Genomic DNA, 25,994 nt, shown 5'->3' with positions numbered 1-25,994 from the left:
CTCGTACTACTTGCCGCCGGCCTGGGGTACCGCCGCCGGGGCCGTCTGGTGCACGCTGACGTCGCCGATGAGGCCCAGCGCGAGGCGGGCCCATGCCGCCACGAACCGTTTCTCGTCGGTCTTGATCGGCGTCTCGTAGAGAGACTCGTTGGCGAGCCAGTAGTTGACCACGGCACCGCCGAGCACGGCCGCGATGGCCTGCCAGTCCTCTTCGAGGTCCTTGAACTCCGGCTGGCTGCCCAGCCAGATGGCGATGCCGTCGTACAGCGGGTTCACCACGCCGTCCCGCAGGTCGGCGACGAGCTGCGGGAACTGGTCGAGATCGCGGAACAGCACCCGGATCAGGTCCTGCTCCTCGCGCATCTTGGCGATGCCCGCGTGGCAGGTCATCCGCAGCCGCAGCTCGACGGGCTTGTCCTGCAGCGTCTCCGACTGAGCGAGGACGGTGACGACCTGCTCGCGGGTCCTGTCGATGTGCTCGCGGATCGCCGCCGAGAGCACCTCCTGCTTGGACGGGAAGTGCCGGTAGAGGCCCCCCGCGCCGGGAGACAGGCCCGAGGCGGCCTCGATCTCGGCCACGGACGTCGCCGCGTAGCCCCGGTCGGCGAACAGGCGCAGCGCCTCGGCCACGATCCGTTCGCGCGTCGAAATGCTCATTCTTGTGATCCTCCCCCAACAGCCTATCTGTGAGGTCCCCTCCCGCGGGCGCGCAGGCGCCGCACGGAGGGGAACCGCCGCAGGTGAAGGCCTCTCCCGGTCCGCGGGATCGGTGATCAGAGCTCGATGTCGTCGGCGACGGCGCGCAAGACCGTCGCGATCTTCTTGGCCTCCGCGCCGGACGGATACTTGCCGCGCTTGTAGGCGTCGCCCACGTGATCGAGCAGCTTGATGAGGTCCTCGGTCATCTCGGCGAGCTGGTCGGGCTTCTTCCGCTTGGCCTTGGCGAGGGTCCGTTCGACCGACGGAGGAGTGTCGATCACCCTCACCTGGAGCGCCTGCTGGCCGCGCCTTCCCTCGATCACGCCGAATTCGACGCGCTGCCCCTGCTTGAGAGCGGTGACCCCGCCGGGAAGGGCGGAGGAATGGACGAAGACCTCACCGCCGTCGTCGCGGGTGAGGAAACCAAAGCCCTTGTCGGTGTCGTACCACTTGACCTTGCCACTGGGCACGGTTGACCTCTGTCGTCTGCGTCTTCTGGATCCGTACAAGGCTACCGGGCCAACGCAAAAGGGCGATACACCTTATTGACCCGTCTCTGTTCCGGGTCAGGATCGTGATTGACCCGGGTCGGAAGGAACGGTTCCGGTCAGGTTCCCGCGAGCCAGGCGGGGAAGGCCGTCAGGTCGGCCAGGACGTGGTCGGCGCCGTAGGCCGTCAGGGCCTCGGCGTCGATCGGGCCCGTGGCCACGCCCAGGCTGAAGGCGCCCGCCGCGCGGGCGGCGTCGACGTCGCCGGTGTGGTCGCCCACGTAGGTCACCGCGCCGTGTTCCCGCAGGGCAACGCCCTTGGCCGCGGCCCACAGGCCGCCCGCCACGAGGTCCACCGGCAGGCCGAGGAAGGCGACGGTGGCCCGGGCGTCCCGCTCGTTCTTGGCGGTGACGACCATGGTCCGGCCGCCGGCCGCGATCACCGCCTCCAGCGCGGACAGCGCCCCCGCCATGGCCTCGGTCATCGGAATCGCGAGATCGGGGTACAGCTCGCGGAAACGCAGGACCATGGCCGGGATGTGCTCGGCCGGATACCAGTGGGCGAGTTCGCTCTGCAGCGGAGGCCCCAGCCGGGACGTCACGAGGGGAACGTCGATGAAAACGCCGGTCTCGGCGGAAAGAGCGGCATAGACCGCTCCGATTCCCTTGCGCGTATCGGCGAGGGTCATGTCCAGATCGAAACCCACCATCATGGGCATCAGTCTAGAAAACGGCTCGCCCGCGCCCTTCCGGTAGTGGCGATGCGACGGGATCCGAGTGGAAGAACACGGGCGGCCCTGTACTGCACCAGCCAATTCGGCCAGTCCGAAACCAGAGGTTCCGTGATCCGGATATACCCGGGGGCGGATCGTCCAACCCTCCCGGCATTCGCCTCGGTGCACGGTCATCCCTCCCGATGAGCGACAATCGGGGGGTGAGCTCACTGCGTCCCGCCCCAGCCCGCCGCGCACGCGCCGCGGCCGCCGACACCGCCTGCGTCGAGGCCGTCGAGCTGGCGCTGGAAGCCGCCCGCGAGGTGGCCGCCCCGTCCGAGGTCGGCGAACCGCTCGGCCACGCCGTGGAGGGCGACCGCGTCGTCACCCACTATTTCGCCTGCACCGACGCCGGTTACAAGGGCTGGCGCTGGGCCGTGACGGTCACCCGCGCCTCCCGCGCCAAGAACGTCACGGTCAGCGAGGCGGTCCTGCTCCCCGGCGAGGAGGCCGTCATGCCCCCCGCCTGGGTGCCCTGGCTGGAGCGCCTGCGCCCCGGCGACATGGGCCCCGGCGACCTGCTGCCCACCGCGGCCGACGACGCCCGCCTGACCCCGGGCTTCACCCAGCCCGAGGACGAGCAGACCGACCGGCAGGCCACCTGGGAGCTCGGCCTCGGCCGCGCCCGCGTCCTTTCTCCCGAGGGCCGCGACCAGGCCGCCGAACGCTGGTACGAGGGCACCGCGGGTCCCCGCACCCCGATCGCGACCTCGGCCCCCGCCCAGTGCAGCACCTGCGGCTTCTTCATCCCGCTGGCCGGTGATCTCCGCCAGCTCTTCGGTGTCTGCGCCAACGCCTACGTGCCCGACGACGGCCGCGTCGTGGCCGTCGACCACGGCTGCGGCGGCCATTCCGAGGCCGTCGAGGTCCCCTCGGCCGCCGAGGCGCCGCCCCTGATCCTCGACGAGATGGCCTACGACCAGTTCCCCGAGGACTGATCCACCCCGGTCCACCTGCGCTGATCCACCCGCCCGCCCCGTCCCCCCACCCGGGTGGCACGGGGGCGGGTCAAAGTCTGATGGGGTGGGGGGATGAGCGATGTGTTCGGGACCGGCGAGATCCGGCGGCGGGTTCTGGCGGGCTGGGAGGCCGGGGCGGCGCGGTTCCGCGAGGACGCGAACGCCGAGGAGGACTTCGGGCGCGGCGGTTACCGGGGACGGGTCGTCGTCGAGCTCGCCCAGAACGCCGCCGACGCCGCCGTGCGCGCCGGAGTGCCCGGGCACGTCGTCTTCAGCCTCGCCGGGGACGTGCTGACCGCCGACAACAACGGCAGCGCCCTGGACGCCGCCGGGGTCGAGTCGCTGTCCACGCTGCGGGTCTCGACCAAACGGGGGACCGGTGCCGTCGGCCGGTTCGGAGTGGGTTTCAGCGCCGTCGTGGCCGTGTCGGAGGAGCCCTCGATCACCTCGGGCGGGGCGGCCGTCGCCTGGTCGGCCGAGCGGACCAGGGCCGAGGTGGCCGGGATCGCCGCGCTCGCCGGGGAGCTCGAGGCCCGCAAGGGCCAGGTGCCGCTGCTGCGGCTGCCCTACGAGGGCGTCCCGGGGATCGTGCCGGAGGGCTTCACCACCCGGGTGACCCTGCCCCTGGCCTCCGCCGAGGCCGTCCGGGCCGTCGAGGAGCAGCTCGAGGCGGTGGGCGCGGCGCTGCTGCTGGCCCTTCCGGGCCTGTCGAGCCTCACCGTGACCACCGCGAACGGGACGCGCACCCTCGCCTCTGAGTGGGCGGGCGACGGCGATGTGACGATCACCGAGACGGCCGTGACGCTCGGCGGCGACGGTTCGGGGGTCGGCACGGAGGTCACCGTGTGGCGGACCGTCGAGGCGCACGGCGAGATCGCGGCCGAACTGCTGGCCGACCGGCCCGTCGAGGAACGTGAACGCCCGTTCTGGCAGGTCAGATGGGCCGTCAGGGACGACTTCACCTGGGGCGAGCGCGTCGTCCACGCCCCCACGCCCAGCGCCGAGCCGCTGGACCTGCCCGCCCTGCTGATCGCGGGCTTCCCCATGGGCACCGACCGGAGGCACGTCGCCGAGGGCCCGCTCACCGGCTTCCTCGTCGACCGGGCGGCCGAGGCCTACCTGGATCTTCTGCGCCGTTTCGACGGCCCCGAGCTGCTCGCGCTCGTCCCGGGACCGGTCGCGGCGGGGACCGTCGACGCCGCGCTGCGCCACGTGATCACCGGGCTGCTGCCCGGCGCCGCCGTGCTGCCCTTCGAGGGAGGACGGGTCCGCGGCAGGGACGCCGCCGTCGTCGACGGCCCGCCGGGGCTCGCGGAGATCGTCGGCGAGGTCGTCGACGGGGTCCTGCCGGAGCGCTGGCCGGTCAGGAACCCGGGCCTGCGGGCGCTGGGGGTGCGGCGGATCGGGATCGCCGACGCGGTCGACGCCCTCGCCGGGGTCCGCCGCGACGCCGCCTGGTGGCGCGGGACGTACGACGTGCTGGCCACGGGCGACCTCGGGGAGCTCGGCGCGCTGCCGGTCCCGCTGGTCGACGGCCGGGTCGTGCGCGGACCGCGCGGCGTGCTGCTGGGCCGCGACCTGCCGTCCGGGCTGGACGTCCTGGGCCTGCGGATCGCCGACCCCGAGGCCGACCACCCGCTGCTCACCAGGCTCGGGGCCGTGGAGGCGGGGCCGCGGCAGGTCCTGTCCGACCCGGCCGTCCGGATCGCGGTCGAGAACTCCTTCGAGGACTCCGGCGAGATCGCCGACGCGATCCTGCGCCTGGCCGAGGGCCTCGACGCCCTGGAACCGTGGCTGTCGGACCTGGCCCTGACCGGCCGGGACGGCGAACCCTACGCCGCCGGCGAGCTGCTGTTCGCCGACTCGCCGCTGGTCGAGATCATGGGTCCGGACTCGCCCTTCGGGATCGTCTCCGACGAGCTGGTCGAGCGCTACGGCCGTGCGGCGCTGGAGGCCGTGGGCGTCCTGTGGACCTTCGCGGTCCTGCGCGCCGAGGACCCCGACCTCGACGAGCTCGACCTCGACGGCGTCGACGCCTGGGACCTGCCGCAGGGCCATCTGCCCGAACTCGCGGCCGTCCGCGATCTGGAGCTGGTCCGCGACTGGCCCGCGGCGCTGCGCCTGCTGGCCGCGCCGCCGCTGCGCGAGGTCGTCCTCGAACCGCTGCGGATGCTGGACGGCACGACCGTCCCGTCGTACACGTCGTGGTGGCTGACCGCCCACGACGTCCTGGGCGGGCCGCGCCGCGCCCCGAACGCCGACCCGATCCTGGAGGGCCTCTACGACCTGGCCCCCGAGGGCCTGGACCCGGAGTTCGCCCGCGCCCTGGGCGTCCGCCGCTTCCTCGACGACCTCCCGCCCGACGAGCTCCTCGACCGGCTGGCCGACCCGGCGCGCACCGTCACCCGGACCCAGCTCCGCGAGCTGTGGACCTGGCTGGCGGGGGCCTCCGACCTCGCCCCGCCGGACAGCGTCAGGGCCGTCGTCGGGGAGTCCATGGAGATCGTCCCGGCCGATGACGCGATCATCGTGGACGCCCCCTACACGCTGCCGCTGCTGATCACCCAGCCGCTCGTCCTGCTGCCGCACACCGAGGCGGAGGCCCTGTCGGACCTGCTCGACCTGCCGCTGGCCACCGACGAGCTCGCCGGGGAGATCACCTCGGAGGGGACCGTGCGGCCGGTGCCACAGACCGTCCTCGACCTGTTCCCCGAGGCGCCCGAGACCTACTTCCACCACGCGCCGCTGGTCGTCGACGGCCACGAGGTCTCCTGGTGGTACGACGGCGCGCCGCACGCGAGCACCCCGCAGGGGCTGGCCCGCGCGATGGCCTGGGAACTCGGCCGCTGGTCCGACCGCCACCTGCTCTCGGCGATCCTCGCCGACCCCGGCTCCGCGGCCGTCGACCTCGCCGAGTTCGACCTGGCCTAGTCCTGAGCCGCCTGGTCCTGAGCCGCCCAGTCCGAGGCTGTCCGCTCCGCCGTCGTCTGCTCAGGCGTCGTCTGCTCAGGCGTGGCCCGGTCCGCGGCGCGGCGGGCCTCGTCGGCGGCGCGGGAGCGGGTGAGCCGCGGGGTGTACCAGGAGGCGAACAGCCCGATCACGACGCCGGCGCCGCAGACCCAGTACCACCAGCGTTCGTCTTCGGGCAGCCCGATCACCAGCAGGACGACCAGCGCCATCGCCCACGCGAGGGTCCCCGCGACCGCGATGAGGACGTCATTGGTCTTCAGCGGTTCCGGTTCGGGCTGTCGCGGTCGTGCCATGACGATCAGACTACCCACCCGTCACGATATGACCACGGTCACACCCTGGTGGCGAAATACCCCCTGGGGGTATAGCGTTCCCTCGAGTCGAACGCACCCCGCCGAAAGGAAGAACGACGATGAAGCAGCAGAGCCTCACCCGGCAGGCCGTCAGCGCGACCCTGCACTGCCTCACCGGCTGCGCCGTCGGCGAGATCCTCGGCATGGTGATCGCGACCGCGCTGGGCCTGCCCGACGTGCCGTCGATCGCGCTGGCCGTCGGCCTGGCGTTCGTGTTCGGTTACGGGCTGACGATGCGTCCCGTCCTGGCCGCCGGGCTGCCGCTGCGCAGGGCCTTCGCCGTGGCGCTGGCCGCCGACACGGTCTCGATCGCGGTGATGGAGATCGTCGACAACGGCTTCATGATGGCCGTCCCCGGCGCGCTCCACGCGGGCCTGGCCGACGTGCTGTTCTGGGCCCCGCTGCTCGGAGGCTTCGTCATCGCCTTCGTGGTCACCGTCCCGGTCAACCGGGCGCTGATCGCCAGGGGCCGGGGCCACGCCGTCGTCCACGCCTACCACCACGGCCACGCCGACCACGGCACCGCGGACCACGGCCACGCGGATCACGGCCACGCGGATCACGGCCACGCGGATCACGGCCACGCGGATCACGGTCACCACGCCTGAGCCGGAAGGGGTCCCTGGGAGTATTCCCGGGGGCCCGTCGGCCGGGAATAGGCAGAAGGAGGAGGTCGTTAGCGAGGGTAATGACTCTTGCTAACGATTTTGACGATGATGGACGAGATGACGAACAGGCCGGGACTGCCCGAGGAGCTGCGGATCGCCGTGGCCCGTCTGTCACGGAGGCTGCGGAACCAGGGGAACGGCAGGCTGTCGTTCACCCAGTACGCGGCGCTGGCCGTGCTGGACAAGCACGGCGAGATGACGCCCCGCGAGCTCGCCGACCACGAGAAGGTGCAGCCCCCGTCGATGACCAGGACGGTCGCGGCCCTGGAGCTGGAGGGCCTGGTGGTCAGGAGCCCGCACCCCACGGACGGCCGTCAGGTGGTCCTGGTGGCGACCGACTCCGGCCGCGCCCTCCTCGCCGAGCATCGCAGGCTGAAGGAGGCGTGGCTGTGGCAGAGGCTCCAGTCCTTGACCGAACGCGAGCGGGAGATCCTGGAGGCGGCGACGCCGATCCTGGAGAAGCTCAGCCGGAGCTGAACGCCCGTAAGGACGGGGACGCGGGGAACAGGGGCGGGATGTTCCGGTCCCTGCGCAACCGCAACTACCGGCTCTACATGTCCGGCCAGGTGATCTCCAACACGGGCACCTGGATGCAGCGGATCGCCCAGGACTGGCTGGTCCTCCAGCTCACCCACAACAGCGGCACCGCCCTGGGCGTCACGACCGGCCTCCAGTTCCTGCCGATGCTGCTGTTCGGCCTGTGGGGCGGTGTGATCGCCGACCGGTACCCCCGCCGCAGGCTGCTGATGTACACCCAGGTCGCGATGGGCGTCCCGGCGCTGCTGCTGGGCGTCCTGGCCCTCACCGGGACGGCCGCCGTCTGGCACGTCTACGTGCTGGCGTTCGTCCTCGGCGTCGCCACCGTCTTCGACAACCCGGCCCGGCAGACCTTCGTCGTCGAGCTCGTCGGCCGCAAGGACCTGCCCAACGCGATCGCCCTGAACAGCGCCACCTTCAACGGCGCGCGCGTGTTCGGCCCGGCCGTCGCCGGAGTCCTGATCGCGCTCATCGGCACGGGCCCCGTCTTCCTCGTCAACGCGGCCAGTTTCGGCGCGGTGATCATCGGGCTGGCGATGATGCGCGAACGGGAGCTGCGCGTCCGGGAGCCGGTTCCGCGCGGGAAGGGCCAGCTGCGGGAGGGGCTGCGCTATGTCAAGGGCCGTCCGGACCTGGTCATGGTGCTGGTCACGGTCTCGCTGATCGCGGGCTTCTCGATGAACTTTCAGATCACGACCGCGCTGATCGCCACCGAGGTGTTCCATCGGGGGGCGTCCCAGTTCGGGCTGGCCAGCACGATGCTCGCCGTCGGCGCGCTGACCGGCGCGCTGCTGGCCGCCCGGCGGGCGGCCCCGAGCAGGAAGCTCCTGTACGGGGCGGCCTTCGTCTTCGGGATCTTCGAGGTGCTGGCCGGGATCATGCCGTCCTGGATCCTGTTCCTGGCGATGCTGGCGCCCGCGGGCGTCGCGCTGATGACCTTCACGACGGCCGCGAACGCGACGCTGCAGCTCAGCGTGGACGGCGACATGCGCGGCCGCGTCATGGGCCTCTACATGCTGGTGTTCATGGGGACCAACCCGATCGCCTCGCCGGTGGTGGGCTGGGTGGCCGAAACGTTCGGGCCCCGGGCGTCGATCATCGGGGGAGGGTGCGTGGCGATCGCCACGGCCGCTACCGTGATCACAATTATCCGATATGGGGAAAAGCGGGTTGCGACCCCATAAGCTGGGGCTCCCCGACGGCAACCGAAACGTAAGAGGAGGATGACGTCGTGACTGTCTCCCTGCAGAAGGGTCAGCGGATCTCGCTGAACAAGCCCGGCGGCGGCGGCCTGAGCCTGGTCAGGATGGGCCTGGGCTGGGACGCGGTGAAGAAGAAGGGGTTCTTCGGCTCACGCGAGCAGGAGATCGACCTCGACGCCTCCGTGGTGATGTTCGCCGACCAGCAGATCGCCGATGTCGTCTACTTCGGGCAGCTCGTCAGCCGCGACGGCTCCGTCCGGCACACCGGCGACAACCTGACCGGCGCGGGCGAGGGCGACGACGAGTCGATCATCGTCGATCTGAACCGCCTCCCGGTGCACATCAGCTCGCTGGTCTTCACCGTCAGCTCCTTCCAGGGGCAGACCTTCAACGAGGTCGAGAACGCCTTCTGCCGCCTGGTCGACGAGTCGTCGGGCGCCGAGCTGGCCCGCTACACGCTCACCGGCGGCGGCGCGCACACCGGAATGGTCATGTCCCGGCTCTACCGGCACGGCGAGGAGTGGAAGCTCGGCGCCATCGGCGAGCCGTCCATGGGCCGTACCTTCCAGGACATGCTTCCGGCGATCGCGGCCCACGCCTGAGCCATGGCGGAGCTCGTCCGCGGCGCGAACGCCCCGCTGAGCGCCACCCGGGTCACCGTGACCTGTGCCTGCGCCGCCCCGGCCGACCTCAGCGCGCTGCTGGTCGGCCGGGACATGAAGGCACGCACGGACGACGACCTGGTCTTCTACAACGCCCCCGCGGCGGGCGGCGTCACCTGGACGGCCGAGGCCGTCACCGTGGACCTCACCGCGGTCCCGGCGGACGTCCACGCCGTCGTGATCACCCTCAGCCTCGACCAGGGCACGTTCGGGGGGCTCACGCCGCCGAGCGTCCGGGTCGAGGAGCACTCCTTCACCGCCGACCGGCTCGGCCCCGAGTCGGCGATCGTCGCGCTCGAGATCTACCGGCGCGACAGCGCCTGGAAGGTCCGCGCCGTCGGCCAGGGCTACGCCGGCGGTCTCGCCGAGCTGCTGGCCGACCACGGCGTCCAGGTGGACGAGCCCGCCGCGGAACCGGCGCCGGTCATGCCCGAGCTGCCGCGCACGGTCCATCCGCCCGACCTGCCGCCCCCTCCTCCGCCCCCGCCCCCGCCTCCGACGGCCGTCCCGTCCGGGGCCCGGGAGCTCGCCTACGCCGACCGGGTCTGGATGGTCTGGGAGGACGCGAGCCGCTCCCTGGAGTCCTATCGCTCCTCGGTCCAGCACGCCCTGACGATCCGCGACGACGAGGTGGCCGGCCGCGCCGTCCCCGGCAGATCCCAGCAGGTGATGACCGCCGCCGCCGAGCGCATGCACGCCGACATGTCCCAGCTCGCGGGCGAGCTCGCCGAGCACGAGGGCAGGGTCGGCGCCGAGCTCGCCCCCTTCTCCAGCGCGTCCTGGCTGACCTGGGGCCCGCTCACCGAGCTCGGCCCCGGCCTGCTGCTGGGCGACCTGACCGCGGAGGAGACCCCGGCGCTCCAGATCCCCCTGGTGCTGCGGCTGCCGTGGCGCCGGCCCATCTGGATCAACGAGGGGGCCGCCCCGCGCGACCCGATCGCCTACGCCTGGTCGCTGGTCACCCGGTTCTTCGCGGCCGTCCCGCCGGGCAGCTCCGCGCTGGAGATCATCGACCCGTCGGGGCTGTCGGGCTGCGGCTGGGTCAACTCCCTCCCGCACCCCCTCGCGGGCGCCGGGGTCGCCCACGGCTCCGCCGTCGGGCCCCGCCTCGACCATCTGCTCAACCTCATCGACCTGCGCTCGGTCGGCGGCGAGGACGGTCCCCTGCTGGCGGGCGCGCCCCCGGTCAGGCTGGTCGTGCTGTTCGACGTCGGCGCGGCCATCGAGCAGCACGGTGACAAGATCCTCCGGCTCGTGGACGAGGGCCCCGCCGCCGGAGTCCCGGTGATCTGCGTGAACAACGAGACCTTCACCGGCGAGTCCGTTCGCGCGCTGCGGATCAGGCAGGCCTCGCACACGCTCCCGTCCACGCCCGGCACCCTGTCGGACGCCTGGGTGGGCGGCGACTGGACCCTCGTCCCCGACGTCCTCCCGGACGGCGGGGCGCTGCAGGCCCCCTCCCTGCTCCAGCACGTGCTGTCGGCACACGCCCGTGCCATCGAGCGCGCCTGAGATGAGACTCTTCGCCGCGCTCGTCCCGCCCGCCGAGATCCTGGACGAACTGGACGCCTACACCGCACCGCTCCGCAAGGAATGGCCGGAGCTGCGCTGGGCCGGACGCGAACTGTGGCACGTCACCGTCGCCTTCTACGGCGAGACCGACGAACGCTCCTACGAACGTCTCCTGCCGCGCCTCCAGCGCTCGGCGTCCCGGACCCCGGTGCTGAACCTGTCCTTCGCGGGCGCAGGAGCCTTCCCCGGCGGCGGAGTCCACGCCCGGGTGGTCTGGACGGGCGTCTACGGCGACCGGCGCCCCCTGGCCCAGCTGGCGGCCTCCCTGGCGGCCACGGGCCGTCGCGCGGGCGCTCCCGACCCCAAGCCGTTCCGCCCGCATCTGACCCTGGCCCGCTGCCGTGTCCCCACCGACGTCCGGACCCTGACCGAACGCCTCGCCTCCTTCGCCGGACGCCCCTGGCAGGCCGCCTCGGTGGCCCTCATCCACAGCCAGATGCCCCGAGCCGCCTACGAGACTCTGACCTCGTATCCGCTGAGCGGTTAGATCTCCGGCGGCGGGGAGGCCGGGCCCGCCGAGTCGGGCGGGCCCCAGGGCAGGCCGTACTGCTCGCAGGCGCGGCGGAGCTCCGACAGGTCGGGGGCGAAGGTGACGCGGCGCAGGACACGGCCCGCGGGGCTCCAGACGACCAGGCGGGGGATGCCCTCGCCGCCGTGGTCGATGCCGACGCCGCCGACGGTCTCCCGGCGCAGGCTCCAGTCGGTCTTGCCCAGGCGGGTGACCGACGCGATCCCATGGATGCTGATCTTGAGCTGGCTGCGGTTGCGGTCGAGGAGCCAGCCGGTGCCGATCCCCGCGAGGATCCCGACCGGGACGGTCCAGAACAGCGCGGGGGACAGCTTCCCGGCGAACCAGGTGATCGTCAGGGCGACGAGGAAGCCCAGGGCGCTGAACATGCCGTAGCCCCACACCCGGGAGCGCGTGGTGGCGTCCAGGAGCGCTCCGGGGCCGCCCTCGGGGGTCGGCAGGAGCAGCGGGTCGGCGGAGATCGTGGAGACCGCTCCGTGGAAGGCGGCGCTCAGGTAGGCCTCGTACTCGGCGTCGGTGATCGGCAGCCCGGCCTGGCGGGCCTGCTCGCGCAGGTCGGTGCGCGCGATCCGCAGGGCCTTGAGCGGCGCGGCCAGGAACTCCTCACCGTCGGAGTCGTAGACCCGCAGCCAGGCGTGGCCGTCGACGGTCAGCAGCTCGATCGCGCCGATCCGGTCGGCGGGCATCTTCAGCAGGACGTCACCGGCCATGTCGGCCCAGCCGAGGCCGTCCTCCGCGACGACCAGCCGGCCGCCCGGCACCTGGGAGAAGATCTCCGGCAGGCCGTCCAGGCCGTACTCCGACGGCCTGATCACCGCGGGGGCGGTGCTGACGACCCGGTAGCCGTGCTCGTCGAGGGTGTGGGTGAGCTGGAACTCGTCCAGGCCGCGGGCGTTGAGCTGGGCCATGACCCGGAGCCTGTGGTCGAAGACGACGGCGGTCAGCGGCGCGTAGTCGGGCTCGCCGGTCAGCGGGTTCAGCTCGGGGCCGGGGCCGACCAGGACGGCGCCGATCTGCTCGGCGGGCAGGTCCTTCAGCGCGGTCGCGGAGATCGTCCAGCGGTTGGGGGCCGACCTGCGCAGCCTGCGGCGGGCCGCGAACAGCGCGCCGGAGGCGGCCAGCGCCCACAGCCCGGCACCGAAGCGCGTGGTGAAGGACGGTTCGGTCCCGGCGGCCCCGGCCACCATCAGCGCGGCGACCAGCACGAAGCTCCCGGTCGCCAGCAGCGCCCTGGTCCGGAAGCGGCGGGCGGTCTGGGAGGTCAGGGTCACGGGCTCGCCCGCGGGCTCGGCCGGTTCGACGACGGCCGACATCAGCGCCGCCTCGACGTCCAGGTAGTCCTGCTCCTCGTCGGGGTCGGGGGCGTAGTCGCCGTCGACGACCCTGATCCGCAGGCCGAGCCGGCGCGCGGTGACGAAGAAGGTGTGCGGCTCGAAGCCCATCTCCGGCAGCGTGCCGAGCTGGGTCGTGCCGAACTTGTGGTGCACCGTCAGCACCTGCTCGTCGGCGGTGATCGACAGTTCCTGGATGCGCTCGAAGGCGTAGTTCTGCCGGACCTCGCCGTCATGCCCGACGACCTCGAGGCCGTCGGCGGAGAGCTTCCAGGAGGGTCCCGGCCGCGCGCCGGGGGCGACGAGCGGCACCAGGGCCGCGGCCATGACGGCCAGCGCCCACAACCAGGACGGGTCGATCGGGACAAGGGCGATGGCGAAGGCCAGAAGGACGAAGGGGGCACCCCCCGGGGGGCGCCGGCCCTCAGCCCTCAGGCCGACGAGCTCGTGGTCCACAGGAGGAATAGTGACACGCTCCACTCACTTTCGTCTGCGGGCGTACGCGACCGCGGCCACACCCACTCCAACCAAGACGAACAGCCCGAGCCCCTTATTGGTTCCCTTACCAGGTGTCTTTTCCGTCTCATCGTCCTGGGAGACGGGCTCGGGAGAGGGCAGGGCTTTCTCGGGGAGCGGAACCCGCCAGACCTTGCGGTCCTCGCCCTCGGAGCTGACGAGCAGGGAACGGCCGTCCGGGGCGTAGGTGATCGACTCGCCCTGCTCCTGCGAGGGCAGCGACAGGGAGGACAGGCGCTTGCCCGGAGCGCTGTAAAGGGTGGCCGAGAAGTAACCCCTGATCACGAACGAGCTTCCGTCCGGGGCGAAGGCGCCGTCGGTGGCGAAGGAGTGCGCCGAGCCGACCGGCTTCAGCACGTTCTTCCGCGACGTGCTCAGCCTCTTCGGCGCCTGGTAGAGCTTGCCGGTGCCGAGCAGCTTCGAGGCGACGTAGAGCCGGTTGTCCCGCGGATCGATCATGATCGTCTCGGCGTCGCGGGCGCCGTCGGCGTAGGTGAAGCGGAAGGCCGTCGCCTGGAGCGTCCGGCTTCTGATCTGCGCGGGCTCGGTGACCCGGTAGACGGTCACGTAGGGCCAGGCGCCGTGCATGTTGTCGCCGATGTCGGCGATGTACAGGGCGTCGCGGCCCTTCTCGTCCTTGCCGAGGGCGATGCCCTCCCAGTCGCGGGCGTTCGCGCCGGCGATGGTGAAGACGGCCTCGGTGCGGCCGTCGGAGTCCAGCGCGAAGATCCTCGGCGAACCGCCGGAGTCGTTGTGGGTGTAGACGATCCCGGGATGCCTCCGGGAGGCCGCCAGCCCCGACGACTCGGTGATCGCGGGATCTTTGATCGTGAACGCGACCTGTGCGCCGCCGCCCCCCGAGAGCGGGAGGGCGGCGGCGACCAGCACGTTCAGTATCGGGCTCACCTCAGCAACGTACCCACGACCACGGCCAGAACAAGCATGGTCAGGACGGTGGGCAGCAGCCAGCGCGACGGACGATACACGCCCCGAAGCCTACGTGACCCTAGAGACGCTCGACCACGTAGTCGATCGAGGCGGTGAGGGCCTCGACGTCGGAGGGGTCGATGGCCGGGAACATGCCCACGCGGAGCTGGTTCTTGCCGAGCTTGCGGTAGGGCTCGGTGTCGACGATCCCGTTGGCGCGCAGCACCTTCGCGACGGCCGCGGCGTCCACGGAGTCGGCGAAGTTGATCGTGCCGACGACCTGGGAGCGCTGGGCGGGGTCGGCCACGAACGGCGTGGCGAACTCCGACTTCTCGGCCCAGCCGTACAGCCGGGAGGACGAGTCGGCGGTGCGGGCGGTGGTCCAGGCCAGGCCGCCGTTCTTGTTCATCCACTCGATCTGCTCGGCGAACAGGATCGCGGTGCCCACGGCGGGCGTGTTGTAGGTCTGGTCCTTGCCGGAGTTGTCGACCACGGTCCTGAGGTTGAAGAACTCCGGGATGTACCGGCCGGACGTGCCGATCTCCTCGATCCGGGCGAGGGCGCGCGGCGAGGCGAGGGCCACGAACAGGCCGCCGTCCGCGGCGAAGCACTTCTGCGGCGCGAAGTAGTAGACGTCGGTCTCGGAGACGTCCACCGGCAGGCCGCCCGCGCCCGAGGTGGCGTCGACCAGCACCAGCGAGTCGGCGTCGGCGGACACGCGCTTGATCGGCATCGCGACGCCGGTCGAGGTCTCGTTGTGGGTGAGGGCGTAGACGTCCACGCCCTCCTCCGCGACGGGCAGCGGGTGGGTGCCCGGCTCGCTGGAGATCACGGTGGGCTCGCCGAGCCACGGCGCGCCGCCGACGACCTTGGCGAACTTGGAGGAGAACTCACCGAAGGTGACGTGCTGCGACTTCTCGCGGACCAGGCCGAACGCGGCGGCGTCCCAGAACGCGGTGGTGCCGCCGTTGGACAGCAGGACCTCGTAGCCCTCCGGAAGCTGGAACAGGTCACCGAGGCCGGACCGGATCCGCCCGAACAGGGACTTGACGGGCTTCTGCCGGTGCGAGGTGCCGAAGTAGGTGGCACCGGAGGCGGCGAGCGCCTCGAGCTGCTCGGGCCGGACCTTGGACGGACCGCATCCGAAGCGGCCGTCGACGGGCTTGATCTCTGCGGGAATGACGATGTCGCTCACGTCACCGAAGCCTACGTGACCTGCTCAAGAGATCGCTTCCCGGTATCGGATGCCGAGACGCGGTACCTCAGGAGCGCGGGGAAGGCGAGCCCGGCGGCCACGACGAGGACCACGCACCCGATGCCGCCGAGGATCCAGGACGCCGACGCGCCGAGGGAGGCGGCCATCGCCCCCGCCCGCAGGTCGCCGATGCGCGGCCCGCCCGCGACGACCACGACGAACACGCCCTGGAGCCGTCCGCGCATCTCGTCGGGGGCGTAGGTGGCGAGGATCGCCTGCCGGAACACCCCGGAGATCATGTCGGCCGCCCCGGCGACCCCCAGCAGCAGCACGCACGGCCACAGCGACCGGGTCAGCCCGGCCGCGGCGACGGCCGCGCCGAAGACGGCGACCATGAGGATCAGCGCCGCCCCCTGACGGTCGACCCGGCCGATCCAGCCCGAGACGAGGCCGCCGGCCAGCCCGCCGAGGCCGAGCGCCGCCACGAGCAGGCCGGTGGCCGAGCTGCCGCCGAAGTGGGTGTCGGCGACCTCGGGGAACAGGGCCCTGGGCATGGCGACGGTCATGGCGATGATGTCGACGACGAACGACATCAGCAGGACCGGCTGGGAGGACATGTAACGCAGGCCGTCCTTGACCGAGCGCCAGCCGGAGATCTTGGCGTCGGCGGTCGTGAGCGGCGGGACCGCGGGCAGCCGCAGGGCGGCCCACAGCACGACGGTGAACAGGACGGCGTCGATCAGGTAGGCGATCCAGTAGCGGTCGGCGGTGAGGGCGGCGGCGGCCAGCAGGGGGCCGAGCAGGATGGAGGAGTGCATGCCGGTCGAGCCGAGGGCCATCGCGGGGGCGATGTCCTCGTCAGGCAGGAGCCGGGGGATGATCGCGTTCCGCGACGGCGACGCCATGGCGAACGCCCCGGACTGGACGACGACGCACACGATCAGCAGGGCCAGGCTGTCGAGCCCGAGCAGCGCCTGGAGCAGCAGGAGCAGGGTCACGGCCCAGGAGACCAGCGAGGAGATCAGCAGCACCCGGCGCCGGTCGAAGTGGTCGGCGATCGCCCCGCCCCACAGCCCGAACACCAGCAGCGGCACGAACCCGGCGACGCCCAGAACGCCGACCCAGAACGACGAGCGCGTCATCGCGTAGACCTGCACCGGGACGGCCACGGCCGTCACCTGCGCGCCGGTGAACGACACGACCTGGCCGATCCAGAGCCGGCGGTAGGCGGCGTGCCTGAGGGGGGCGGTGTCGATGAACAGCTTCACGGGGAGAGACGTTCGAGGATCCAGGCGCCGTCGTCGCGGCGGTAACGGAGCCGGTCGTGGAGGCGGTTCTTGCGGCCCTGCCAGAACTCGACGGTGGTCGGGACCACCAGATATCCGCCCCAGAAGTCCGGAACCGGAACGCTGTCCTTTTCCGGCCAGCGGGCCTCGATTTCGGTGAACCGTTTCTCCAGTTCCTCGCGCGACGACACCACCGTCGACTGGTGGCTGGCCCAGGCGCCGAGCTGGGAGCCGTGCGGGCGGGAGTGGAAGTACTCGGCGGTCTCGGCCTGCGGCAACCGCTCGACGGTCCCGTTGACGATCACCTGGCGCTGCCGGGCGTGCCAGGGGAACAGCAGGCTCGCCCTGGGGTTCTCCGCGAGGTCCAGGCCCTTGCGGGAGGTGTGGTTAGTGAAGAACCGGAACCCGTCGGCGCCGAAGCCCTTCAGCAGGACGGTCCGCGCGTGCGGCTCCCCGGCGGCCGTCGCGGTGGACAGCACCATGGCGTTGGGGTCGGGAAGACCGGCTCCGACGGCGTCGGCGAACCAGCCCGTGAACAGCGAGAACGGCTCCGGCGGCGCGACGGACTCGACGAGTTCGCCGTCCTCGTAGGACTCGCGCAGCGCGGCCGGGTCGGCAGGGGAACGATCCACAACATCCCAGCCTCTCATTTTTCGGGGCGTAGGACCGCAACCCCTGGGGTACTGGCCAGTAACCAACGCGGTTCAATGGCCCCTCCGATCACGAGTGCGGGGGACCGAGAGGCAGGCACACCCTATGTCCGATGAGTTCAAGCCAGGCCTAGAGGGAGTGGTGGCCTTCGAGACCGAGATCGCCGAGCCCGACAAGGAGGGCGGTTCCCTCCGTTACCGGGGCGTCGACATCGAGGATCTCGTCGGGAAGGTGCCGTTCGGCCGGGTCTGGGGCCTGCTGGTCGACGACTCCTTCGATCCCGGGCTGGCGCCCGCGGAGCCGCATCTGCTGCCGGTCCGCTCCGGCGACGTCCGGGTGGACGTCCAGGCGGCCCTGCCGACGATCGCCACCGTCTACGGGATGCGCCCGCTGCTCGACATCTCCGACGAGGAGGCCCGCGCCGACCTGGCCCGCGCCTCGGTCCAGGCGCTGTCGTTCGTCGCCCAGAGCGCCCGGGGGATCGGCCTGCCCGCCGTCCCGCAGGGCCGGATCGACCAGGCCCCGACCATCACCGAGCAGTTCATGGTGCGCTGGCGCGGCGAGCCCGACCCGGCGCACGTCCGGGCGATCGACGCCTACTGGGTCTCGGCGGCCGAGCACGGCCTCAACGCCTCCACCTTCACCGCCCGGGTGATCGCCTCGACCGGCGCGGACGTCGCCGCCTCCATCTCCGGGGCGATCGGCGCGATGTCGGGCCCGCTGCACGGCGGGGCGCCCGCCCGTGTCCTGCCGATGGTCGAGCGGGTCGAGCAGCTCGGCGACGCCCGCAAGGTCGTCACCGACATCCTGGACGGCGGCGAGCGGCTCATGGGTTTCGGTCACCGGGTCTACCGGGCCGAGGACCCCCGGGCCCGGGTGCTGCGGCGCACCGCCCGCGAGCTGGGCGCACCCCGCTACGAGGCGGCCAAGGCGCTGGAGGACGCGGCCCTCGCCGAGCTGCGCGAGCGCCGTCCCGACCGGCCGATCGAGACCAACGTCGAGTTCTGGGCCGCCGTCATCCTCGACTTCGCCGAGGTCCCGACCGCGATGATGCCCGCCATGTTCACCTGCGGCAGGACCGCGGGCTGGGCCGCGCACATCCTGGAGCAGAAGCGCACCGGGCGGCTCGTGCGGCCCAGCGCCCGCTACACCGGTCCCGGCACCCGCGCGATCAGCGCGGTGACCGGCGCCGGAGCCCTGTAGAAATTCCGCCGCCGGCTCTCTTGACGCGCCCCTCGGGAAGCTCCCGAGGGGCGTCGTTGTTTCAAGTAGACTCGTCAGCGGAACTCTGGAGGAAACCCTTGACCTCACACGGCCTGATCGACACCACGGAGATGTATCTCCGTACGGTGTACGAGCTCGAAGAGGAGGGGATCGTCCCGCTGCGCGCCCGAATCGCCGAACGCCTCTCCCAGAGCGGGCCGACGGTGAGCCAGACCGTTGCTCGTATGGAACGGGACGGACTGCTGCGCGTCGAGGGGGATCGCCATCTCGAACTGACCGAAACCGGCCGCGATCTGGCCGTACGGGTCATGCGCAAGCACCGGCTGGCCGAATGCCTGCTCGTGAACGTGATCGGCCTTCCCTGGGAGGACGTCCACGTCGAGGCGTGCCGCTGGGAGCATGTGATGAGCGAGCAGGTCGAGACCCGGCTGGTCAAGCTGCTGAACAACCCCACCACCTGTCCCCACGGCAACCCGATCCCCGGCCTCGAGGAACTCGGCGGCCCGGCGGAGGAGGCCGGCACCGAGCGCCTGCAGGCCATGACGGTCGCCGCCAGCAGTGACGGACAGCACGCGGTCATCCGCCGGATCTCCGAGCAGGTACAGAGCGACCACGATCTGATGCTTAGACTCAAGCAGGTCGGGATACAACCCGGACGTGAGGTGACCCTCGCGGTTGGCGACGACGGTGTGCGAGTGACCTGTGACGACTCAGCGGACGGGCCTGCGACGGAGCTTCCTCGGCGCATCGCCGAGCACGTCTTTGTCGCGAAACGCTGACACCTTGGCTGAGGATCTCCGCGTTTTTCACACCGCCGCCCTCGCATACGGCGTTCAATGGGCGCCGGAGGTGAGCGGATGAAGCACTGGGGCGAACCGCCCTTCGAGGCTCAGCTACCGCCTGAGACCGTGCTGAACCAGATGGAGATGGCGGTCATCGTCTGCGACCGCTTCAGCAACGTCATCTACATCAACGCCTTCGCGAAGAAGCTGTTCGGCTTCGGGGGCAGCGAGTTCATCGGCCAGAGCGTGCTCTCCCTCGGCATCGCCGAGGAGGACCACGAGCAGGCCACCGAGCTCGCGAAGCACGTGCTCAAGGGCGGGGTGTGGGAGGGCACGTTCTGCAACCTGCGGGACGACGGCACCTCGGTCTACACGCGCGCCCACGCGGTTCCGCTGCGTCATCCGTCCGGGGCGATCGACGGTGTGGCGATCTTCGCCCGCGAGGCCCTGCGGTCCAACCAGCGCGAGCAGGACCGGTACGGGCTGCTCGAGCGGATCGGCACCCGGCTCGCGGGCTCCCTCGAACTCGAGGTGACGCTCCGGCAGGTCGCCGAGACCCTGGTCCCGCAGTTCGCCGACCATGTCTTCATCGATCTCTTCACCGGCGACAAGCTGGTGCGCAGGGCGTCCCGGCACACCGACGGCTGGGCTCCGCCGCCCGGCACCTGGGCCGAGAACGGCGAGCAGGTCCACTACCCGTCCGAGCACCAGGCGGCCAAGGCCATGCAGCGCCGCGACGCCGTGCTCGAGGACACCGTGACCGGGGTCTCCGCCGAGCTGGGCGTCACCTCGATGATCGCCGCTCCGCTGGTGGCGCGCGGCGAGCTCCTGGGCGTCATGAACCTGGCCCTGTCGCATCTGGGCCGCCGTCCCGACCCGCACTACGACGGCTTCGACCGCGACCTCGTCGGCGCGATCGCCGGCCGGGTCGCGCTGGCCGTCGACAACGCGATGCTGTTCGAGGAGGAGCGCGAGACCGCGCTCGCCTTCCAGAAGCACCTGCTGCCCGGCGAGACCCCGCCCCGCCTGGACGGCCTGCAGATCGCCTGGCGGTACGAGCCGGCCAAGCCGATCGAGTCGCACGGCATCCAGACCCAGGTCGGCGGCGACTGGTACGACGTCATCCCGCTGTCGGCGGGCCGGGTCGGGATCGTCATCGGCGACGTCGAGGGGCGCGGCGCCATGGCCGCGGCCGTCATGGGGCAGCTGCGCGCCGCGTTGCGCGCCTTCGCCCAGGACGACAAGTCCCCGGCCGACATCATGCGCAAGCTGGACGAATGGGTCCGCACGGTCACCCAGCCGGACCGGCCGAGGCCGCCGCTGGTGTCGTGCACCTACTTCATCTACGACGCCTGGTCGCGCGAGCTGACCTTCGCCAACGCCGGGCACGACCAGCCGCTGCTGGTCGTCAACGGCAACGTGGGCGAGCTGGACTTCAACGACGCGCGGGGGGCGATGCTCGGCATCCGCTCCTCGGGGGTCGGCGGCGAGATCATGTTCAACGAGGACTCGGTCGTGCTGAGCCCGGGGAGCACCCTGGTCCTGTACACCGACGGCCTGATCGAGCGGCGCCCGCGCGACGACGGCACCTTCTACACGCCGGAGCAGTCCAAGACCCTCATCGAGAACGCCGTCGCCGTGGCGGCCCGCCGTGACGTCGAGACCGTCGCCAACGCGATCTTCAACGCCATTCCGGGCGACATCGACGACGACGTGGCCCTGGTCGTCATACGTACGGCGGCCGAGGAGCTCCCGGTCGAGGACCGGATCTTCCCCGCCGAGCCCATCATGGTCTCCGAGGCCCGGCGGCTGGCCGCCGAGACCTTCGCCGCCTGGGGCATGCACGACGACCAGGCCGAGATGGCGTGCCTGCTCGTGTCCGAGGTCGTCACCAACGTGGTCCTGCACGCCACGAACGTCCCGAGCCCGAAACGGGCCCTGGTCGGCGCGCCCGAGCTCAGCTTCGACGAGGACGACTGGGACCTCGGCAACGGTCTCGGCCGTCCCGAGCCGGTGAAGCAGGAGTTCCGGCTCCGGCTCCGCAAGGGCAACGACGCCCTGTGGGTGGAGGTCTTCGACCCCGACCTGCGGCTGCCGCGCATCCGCAACGCGGGCGAGACCGACGAGGGCGGCCGCGGCCTCTACCTGGTCGACCAGCTCGCCACCCGCTGGGGCTCGCGTCCGACCGCCGACGGCAAGGCCGTCTGGTTCGAACTGCCCCTGACCTGAGGGCCGGCTACCGGGCCCGGTGCGGGACGGCGGCGATGTGGGCCCAGGTCTGGGTGAACCACAGCTCGCCGCCGATGAGCCGCGGGCGGGCCCCCGTCTTGGGGCCGCCGCCGGTCTCGGCCATGAGCGCCTCGCGCAGGTGGTCGGCGATGCGCGGGGTCTGGGCCGCGGCCAGCCAGGGCCCCGCCGGACGCTCGACGGTGACGAGATCCAGCCGGGTGACGGTCGCCCCGGCGCTCTCGATCATGGCGGTGAAGTCGCCGATCGGGGGCGTCGAGCGGTAGCTGGGATCGCGGACGCGCTCCAGGGCGTCGCGGTGGTCCGACGAGTGGTTGGTGCGGGCGAGATCGGCTATCACGATGCGCCCGGCCGGATGGCAGACCCGGATCATCTCGCGGAGCGCGGCCACCGGATCGGCCAGGCGGTGCAGCGAGAACCGGGCGGTGACCAGCGAGAACACGGCGTCGTTGTAAGGGAGCGCGCTGGGGTGGGAGGACAGGTCGCCCGAGTGCTCGGGGCCGATGCCCACGGTCGTCACGTCGCCGACCGAGGGGCTCAGGGCGGACGCGACGGGGCTGGGCCCGTAGGCGACGTCCAGGCAGTGGTCGGCGGGGGTGGGCTCGGCGAACTCGATCAGGCGGTCGAGGAAGGCGGCCAGGGTGCCCGCAGCGGCGATCGTCATCGCTCGCCTCCTGTCCAACTCGTGCCCCACGCGTGGGATCGCGCACCGCGGGGGCTCCCGCGGTGTCCAACCCAATGAGACGGAGCGGGCGGCCCAACGGTTCACCCCTCTTTCATTTCAGTGACTGCCCCCACAGCGCGAGCACGACCAGCACGAAGACGATCATGATGGCGCCGCGGGCGGGGGTCGACAGCCGCAGCCAGCCGGTCACCTTCTGCACCACGAACGCGCAGAGAATGGCGAGGAGTACGAGCATGACAATGCCGTCCATGTCGCCCACAGTAGACGGTTTCCAGGGGATCGCTGTGGATTCCGTTGAAGATCAACAGGGGTAGCAGGGAAGGAGAGGACTAGCAGAGAGGCGGTGGCCGATGTCCGGACAGCACGCGGCGCCCAAGGAGCGCGGGATCGGCCTGATCCTGGTGGCGCTCATGCTCGGGATGCTGCTCGCGGCGCTCGACCAGACGATCGTCTCGACCGCTCTGCCGACGATCGTCAGCGAGTTCGGCGGGCTGAACCACCTCTCGTGGGTCGTCACCGCCTACATGCTGGCCAGCACCGCCTCGACACCGCTGTGGGGCAAGCTCGGCGACCAGTACGGGCGCAAGCCGCTGTTCATCATCTCGATCCTGATCTTCCTGGTCGGGTCGATCCTGTGCGGCCTGTCGTGGAACATGCTGTCCCTGATCGCCTTCCGCGGCGTCCAGGGCCTGGGCGGCGGCGGACTGATGGTGCTCGCGATGGCCATCGTCGGCGACGTCGTGCCGCCCCGTGAGCGCGGCCGGTACCAGGGCCTGTTCGGCGCGACCTTCGGGGTGGCGAGCGTCGCGGGGCCGCTGCTCGGCGGGTTCTTCGTCGACAACCTGTCGTGGCGCTGGGTCTTCTACGTGAACATCCCGCTCGGCGCGATCGCGCTCATCGTCATCTCGACGGCGCTGCACTCCAAGTCCGAGCGCACCAAGCACACGATCGACTACCTGGGCACCTTCACGCTCGCGGCCGCCGCTGTCTGCCTGGTCCTCGCCACGACCTGGGGCGGCACGGAGTATCCGTGGGACTCACCGGTGATCATCGGGCTGTTCGCCGCGGCCGTCCTGCTGCTGGTGGGCTGGTGGTTCGCCGAGCGGCGGGCCGCGGAGCCGGTGCTGCCGCTGCACCTGTTCAAGAGCTCGGTGTTCGACATCGCCGGGCTGATCGCCTTCGTCATCGGCTTCGGCATGTTCGGCGCCCTGACCTACCTGTCGGTCTACCTCCAGGTGGTGAAGGGCGTCTCGCCGACGATGTCGGGGCTGGCGCTGCTGCCGATGATGGGCGGCCTGCTCGTGACGTCGATCGTCTCGGGGCAGCTCATCACGAGGACCGGCCGGTACAAGATCTATCCGATCATCGGAACCGCGATCACGACGCTGGCGATGTTCCTGCTGTCGCGGCTGTCCCCGGACACCACCACCCTGGTCCAGAGCGTCTACTTCGCGCTGCTGGGCATCGGGCTCGGCTGCGTGATGCAGGTGCTGATCATCGCGGTGCAGAACAACGTCCCCTACGCCGACCTCGGCGTGGCGACCTCGGGCAACACCTTCTTCCGGTCGATCGGCGGCTCGTTCGGCGTCGCGGTCTTCGGCGCGGTCTTCAGCAACCAGCTCGCGGCCAACATGGCGGACGCGCTGAAGACGATCACGCTGCCGCCGGGCGTCGACCCGAGCACGTTCCAGCAGAACGCCTCGGCGATCAAGCAGCTCCCGCCGCAGGACTCCGAGGCGATCCTCGGCGCCTACACCGACGCGATCCAGACCGTCTTCCTGTACGCGATCCCGATCGCGGCGGTGGCGTTCGTGCTGAGCTGGTTCCTGCGCGAGGTCCCGCTGAAGACCTCCAACCGCGAGGCCGACCTGTCGGAGTCGCTCGGCGCCGGCAGCGCCCGGTCGTCGCTGGCCGAGCTGGAGCTGGCGCTGGCCCGGCTGCTGCGCCGCGACCCCGACGCCCGGGTGCTCTACACCCAGCTCGGCCACCGCGCCGGGCTCGACCTGCCCGCGGGCGGCATCTGGGCGCTGTCCCGGGTCGCCACCTACGGGACGATCTCCGGCCAGACCCTCGCCGACCGCGGCGACACCACCCGCGAGGACGGCCGCCAGTTCACCGACCAGCTCGTCTCCGAGGGCTACATCGACCGGGTCGGCGAGGAACTGGTCCTGACCGATACGGGCCGCGCGGTCAACGAGCGGCTCGTCGAGGCCCGCCGCAAGGGTCTGGAGCACCTCCTGGACGGCTGGGAGCCCGAGAAGCACCCGGAACTGGGCGGGCTTCTGGAAAAGCTCGCCCGCACCTCCCTCGGTTCCGAGTCCGACGCCGAGTCCCTCGTCGACTGAGTGCCACCGCCTGCCCCAGTGTCTAGGGTCACCGTTGGGCGGGCGAACCGGAAGAGGTAAGCTCGCACTGACCGAACATCGTTCGGTTTGGGACGGAACCCCCTAGACCTAATTGGAGGCGTCGTGGCCGAGGCGTACATCGTCGGTGCGGTCCGTACCCCTGTGGGCACCAAGAAGGGTGCTCTCAAGGACATTCACTCCGCCGATCTCGGCGCGCACGTGCTCAGGTCCCTCATCGAGCGGACCGGGGTCGACCCGGCAGCCGTCGATGACGTGATCATGGGCTGTGTGATGCAGGTCGGTGCCCAGACCCTCGACGTCGCGCGCACCGCGTGGCTGTCGGCGGGCCTGCCCGAGTCCGTGCCGGGCGTCACCATCGACCGGCAGTGCGGTTCCTCGCAGCAGTCGATCCACTTCGCCGCGCAGGGCGTCCTGTCCGGCACCCAGGACCTGGTCGTGGCGGCCGGCGTCGAGAACATGGCCCTCGTGCCCATGGGCTCGTCGGTGCCGCTCGACGAGAACTGGAACGCCAAGGCCGGGATGCCCTGGGGCACCGGCTGGAAGGAGCGCTACGGCGACCAGGAGATCTCCCAGTTCCGCGGCGCCGAGCTCATGGCCGAGAAGTGGGGCCTGTCGCGCGAGGACCTCGAGGCGTTCTCCCTCGAGTCCAACGTCCGCGCCGGCAAGGCGATCGAGGCCGGTTACTTCGACCGCGAGATCGCCCCGCTGAACGGCCTCGAGCGCGACGAGTGCGCCCGCCCCGACACCACCCTCGAGAAGATGGCGGGCCTCAAGACCCTCCGCGAGGGCGGCGTCATCACCGCGGCCGTCTCCTCCCAGATCGCGGTCGGCGCGTCGGCGCTGCTCATCGCCTCCGAAGAGGCCGTGCGCACCCACAACCTGACCCCGCGCGCCCGCATCCACACCCTCGCCCTGGCGGGCTCCGACCCGGTCTACATGCTGACCGGCCCGATCCCCGCCACCGAGAAGGCGCTGAAGCGGTCCGGCCTGTCCATGGCCGACATCGACGTCACCGAGATCAACGAGGCCTTCGCCCCGGTCGTCCTGGCCTGGCAGAAGGAGCTCGGCGCCGACCCCGCCAAGGTCAACCCCAACGGCGGCGCGATCGCCCTGGGCCACCCCCTCGGCGCCACCGGCGGCATCCTGATGGCCAAGCTCCTGCACGAGCTCGAGCGCACCGGCGGCCGTTACGGCCTCCAGACCATGTGCGAGGGCGGCGGCCAGGCCAACGCCACCATCATCGAGCGTATTTGATGAGGCCCGTCGCTCTGGGCGCCCGGCGGGGACACCCGTCCTGCCGGGATGCCGGGGCGACGGCTGAGAAGACCCGCGGTGGCAGCGTGACTGCCGTGAAAGGTGATGGTCGCCCGTG

24 protein-coding genes are annotated in these 25,994 nt (G+C 71.4%); 13 read left to right on the top strand and 11 right to left on the bottom strand.

What is annotated here, in order from left to right; genetic code table 11:
* Window positions 1–6: 6 nt before the first annotated feature.
* From ABD785_RS07700 to ABD785_RS07690, 3 genes are all read right to left on the bottom strand, one after another.
* On the bottom strand, window positions 7–657 hold the full coding sequence (locus ABD785_RS07700) for a TetR/AcrR family transcriptional regulator (RefSeq protein WP_344823842.1): 651 nt from the start codon (window positions 655–657) through the stop codon (window positions 7–9).
* A 116-nt stretch (window positions 658–773) separates the two neighbouring features.
* On the bottom strand, window positions 774–1,169 hold the full coding sequence (locus ABD785_RS07695) for a cold-shock protein (protein ID WP_344823839.1): 396 nt from the start codon (window positions 1,167–1,169) through the stop codon (window positions 774–776).
* Between the two features lie 137 nt (window positions 1,170–1,306).
* A complete protein-coding gene (locus tag ABD785_RS07690; protein WP_344823837.1) occupies window positions 1,307–1,900 on the bottom strand; it encodes an HAD family hydrolase in 594 nt (197 codons plus the stop codon).
* A 230-nt stretch (window positions 1,901–2,130) separates the two neighbouring features.
* Here ABD785_RS07690 and ABD785_RS07685 point away from each other — a divergent pair, with 230 nt between their 5' ends.
* Together ABD785_RS07685 and ABD785_RS07680 are read left to right on the top strand one after the other, a co-directional pair.
* The gene (locus tag ABD785_RS07685) at window positions 2,131–2,898 is read left to right on the top strand and encodes a DUF3027 domain-containing protein (protein ID WP_425547747.1); all 768 of its coding nucleotides are present in this window, start codon (window positions 2,131–2,133) and stop codon (window positions 2,896–2,898) included.
* A gap of 93 nt (window positions 2,899–2,991) precedes the next feature.
* Complete coding sequence (locus ABD785_RS07680) at window positions 2,992–5,850, top strand: sacsin N-terminal ATP-binding-like domain-containing protein (RefSeq protein ID WP_344823832.1); 2,859 nt, start codon at window positions 2,992–2,994, stop codon at window positions 5,848–5,850.
* Here the strand turns inward: ABD785_RS07680 and ABD785_RS07675 are convergent.
* Complete coding sequence (locus ABD785_RS07675) at window positions 5,847–6,182, bottom strand: DUF2530 domain-containing protein (protein WP_344823830.1); 336 nt, start codon at window positions 6,180–6,182, stop codon at window positions 5,847–5,849. The genes ABD785_RS07680 and ABD785_RS07675 overlap by 4 nt on opposite strands.
* Window positions 6,183–6,301: 119 nt before the next feature.
* Between ABD785_RS07675 and ABD785_RS07670 the strand changes: the two genes are divergently transcribed.
* From ABD785_RS07670 to thpR, 6 genes are all read left to right on the top strand, one after another.
* Window positions 6,302–6,850, top strand: coding sequence for a DUF4396 domain-containing protein (locus ABD785_RS07670; RefSeq protein WP_344823828.1), 549 nt, complete (start codon window positions 6,302–6,304; stop codon window positions 6,848–6,850).
* A gap of 117 nt (window positions 6,851–6,967) precedes the next feature.
* Window positions 6,968–7,387, top strand: coding sequence for a MarR family winged helix-turn-helix transcriptional regulator (locus tag ABD785_RS07665; RefSeq protein WP_344823826.1), 420 nt, complete (start codon window positions 6,968–6,970; stop codon window positions 7,385–7,387).
* A gap of 38 nt (window positions 7,388–7,425) precedes the next feature.
* Window positions 7,426–8,631 carry an MFS transporter gene (locus ABD785_RS07660; RefSeq protein WP_344823824.1) on the top strand — a complete coding sequence of 402 codons (1,206 nt, stop codon included), beginning with the start codon at window positions 7,426–7,428 and terminating at the stop codon, window positions 8,629–8,631.
* A gap of 47 nt (window positions 8,632–8,678) precedes the next feature.
* Window positions 8,679–9,251 carry a TerD family protein gene (locus ABD785_RS07655; RefSeq protein ID WP_344823822.1) on the top strand — a complete coding sequence of 191 codons (573 nt, stop codon included), beginning with the start codon at window positions 8,679–8,681 and terminating at the stop codon, window positions 9,249–9,251.
* A 3-nt stretch (window positions 9,252–9,254) separates the two neighbouring features.
* Entirely contained in the window at window positions 9,255–10,823 is a 1,569-nt protein-coding gene (locus tag ABD785_RS07650) for a TerD family protein (protein ID WP_344823820.1), read from the top strand.
* A 1-nt stretch (window position 10,824) separates the two neighbouring features.
* Complete coding sequence (gene thpR / locus ABD785_RS07645; RefSeq protein ID WP_344823818.1) at window positions 10,825–11,370, top strand: RNA 2',3'-cyclic phosphodiesterase; 546 nt, start codon at window positions 10,825–10,827, stop codon at window positions 11,368–11,370.
* Here the strand turns inward: thpR and ABD785_RS07640 are convergent.
* The 5 genes from ABD785_RS07640 to pdxH all read right to left on the bottom strand — a co-directional run bounded on the left by ABD785_RS07640 (window position 11,367) and on the right by pdxH (window position 17,317).
* Window positions 11,367–13,199, bottom strand: a complete 1,833-nt coding sequence (locus ABD785_RS07640; RefSeq protein ID WP_344823816.1) for a hypothetical protein — start codon at window positions 13,197–13,199, stop codon at window positions 11,367–11,369. The genes thpR and ABD785_RS07640 overlap by 4 nt on opposite strands.
* A gap of 24 nt (window positions 13,200–13,223) precedes the next feature.
* Window positions 13,224–14,165: a hypothetical protein gene (locus ABD785_RS07635; protein ID WP_344823814.1), complete on the bottom strand. Its 942-nt coding sequence runs from the start codon at window positions 14,163–14,165 to the stop codon at window positions 13,224–13,226.
* 100 nt (window positions 14,166–14,265) lie between these two features.
* A complete protein-coding gene (gene serC / locus ABD785_RS07630; RefSeq protein WP_344823812.1) occupies window positions 14,266–15,381 on the bottom strand; it encodes a phosphoserine transaminase in 1,116 nt (371 codons plus the stop codon).
* Window positions 15,382–15,392: 11 nt separating this feature from the next.
* On the bottom strand, window positions 15,393–16,649 hold the full coding sequence (locus ABD785_RS07625) for an MFS transporter (RefSeq protein ID WP_344823809.1): 1,257 nt from the start codon (window positions 16,647–16,649) through the stop codon (window positions 15,393–15,395).
* Window positions 16,646–17,317, bottom strand: a complete 672-nt coding sequence (gene pdxH / locus ABD785_RS07620) for a pyridoxamine 5'-phosphate oxidase (RefSeq protein WP_425547745.1) — start codon at window positions 17,315–17,317, stop codon at window positions 16,646–16,648. The genes ABD785_RS07625 and pdxH overlap by 4 nt, the downstream gene beginning before the upstream one ends.
* 106 nt (window positions 17,318–17,423) lie before the next feature.
* Between pdxH and ABD785_RS07615 the strand changes: the two genes are divergently transcribed.
* The 3 genes from ABD785_RS07615 to ABD785_RS07605 all read left to right on the top strand — a co-directional run bounded on the left by ABD785_RS07615 (window position 17,424) and on the right by ABD785_RS07605 (window position 21,553).
* Window positions 17,424–18,521, top strand: a complete 1,098-nt coding sequence (locus ABD785_RS07615) for a citrate synthase 2 (RefSeq protein ID WP_344823803.1) — start codon at window positions 17,424–17,426, stop codon at window positions 18,519–18,521.
* Window positions 18,522–18,619: 98 nt separating this feature from the next.
* Complete coding sequence (locus ABD785_RS07610; RefSeq protein ID WP_344823800.1) at window positions 18,620–19,321, top strand: iron-dependent transcriptional repressor DtxR; 702 nt, start codon at window positions 18,620–18,622, stop codon at window positions 19,319–19,321.
* A gap of 78 nt (window positions 19,322–19,399) precedes the next feature.
* A complete protein-coding gene (locus ABD785_RS07605; protein WP_344823797.1) occupies window positions 19,400–21,553 on the top strand; it encodes an ATP-binding SpoIIE family protein phosphatase in 2,154 nt (717 codons plus the stop codon).
* 7 nt (window positions 21,554–21,560) lie between these two features.
* On the opposite strand, the gene ABD785_RS07600 is transcribed toward ABD785_RS07605, so the two are convergent.
* Together ABD785_RS07600 and ABD785_RS07595 are read right to left on the bottom strand one after the other, a co-directional pair.
* Window positions 21,561–22,235: a class I SAM-dependent methyltransferase gene (locus ABD785_RS07600; protein WP_344823794.1), complete on the bottom strand. Its 675-nt coding sequence runs from the start codon at window positions 22,233–22,235 to the stop codon at window positions 21,561–21,563.
* Between the two features lie 112 nt (window positions 22,236–22,347).
* Window positions 22,348–22,506 (bottom strand): hypothetical protein, encoded by a 159-nt coding sequence (locus ABD785_RS07595; protein WP_344823792.1) that lies wholly within the window; start codon window positions 22,504–22,506, stop codon window positions 22,348–22,350.
* Between the two features lie 100 nt (window positions 22,507–22,606).
* Here ABD785_RS07595 and ABD785_RS07590 point away from each other — a divergent pair, with 100 nt between their 5' ends.
* Both ABD785_RS07590 and ABD785_RS07585 read left to right on the top strand, forming a co-directional pair.
* On the top strand, window positions 22,607–24,601 hold the full coding sequence (locus ABD785_RS07590; RefSeq protein WP_344823790.1) for an MFS transporter: 1,995 nt from the start codon (window positions 22,607–22,609) through the stop codon (window positions 24,599–24,601).
* A gap of 123 nt (window positions 24,602–24,724) precedes the next feature.
* On the top strand, window positions 24,725–25,876 hold the full coding sequence (locus ABD785_RS07585; RefSeq protein WP_344823788.1) for an acetyl-CoA C-acetyltransferase: 1,152 nt from the start codon (window positions 24,725–24,727) through the stop codon (window positions 25,874–25,876).
* Window positions 25,877–25,994 lie beyond the last annotated feature (118 nt).

Source organism: Actinocorallia longicatena (assembly GCF_039534125.1).
GTDB lineage: Bacteria > Actinomycetota > Actinomycetes > Streptosporangiales > Streptosporangiaceae > Actinocorallia > Actinocorallia longicatena.
Note: the sequence above shows the minus strand (reverse complement) of the source record. Positions and strands in the feature narration are given on the sequence as shown.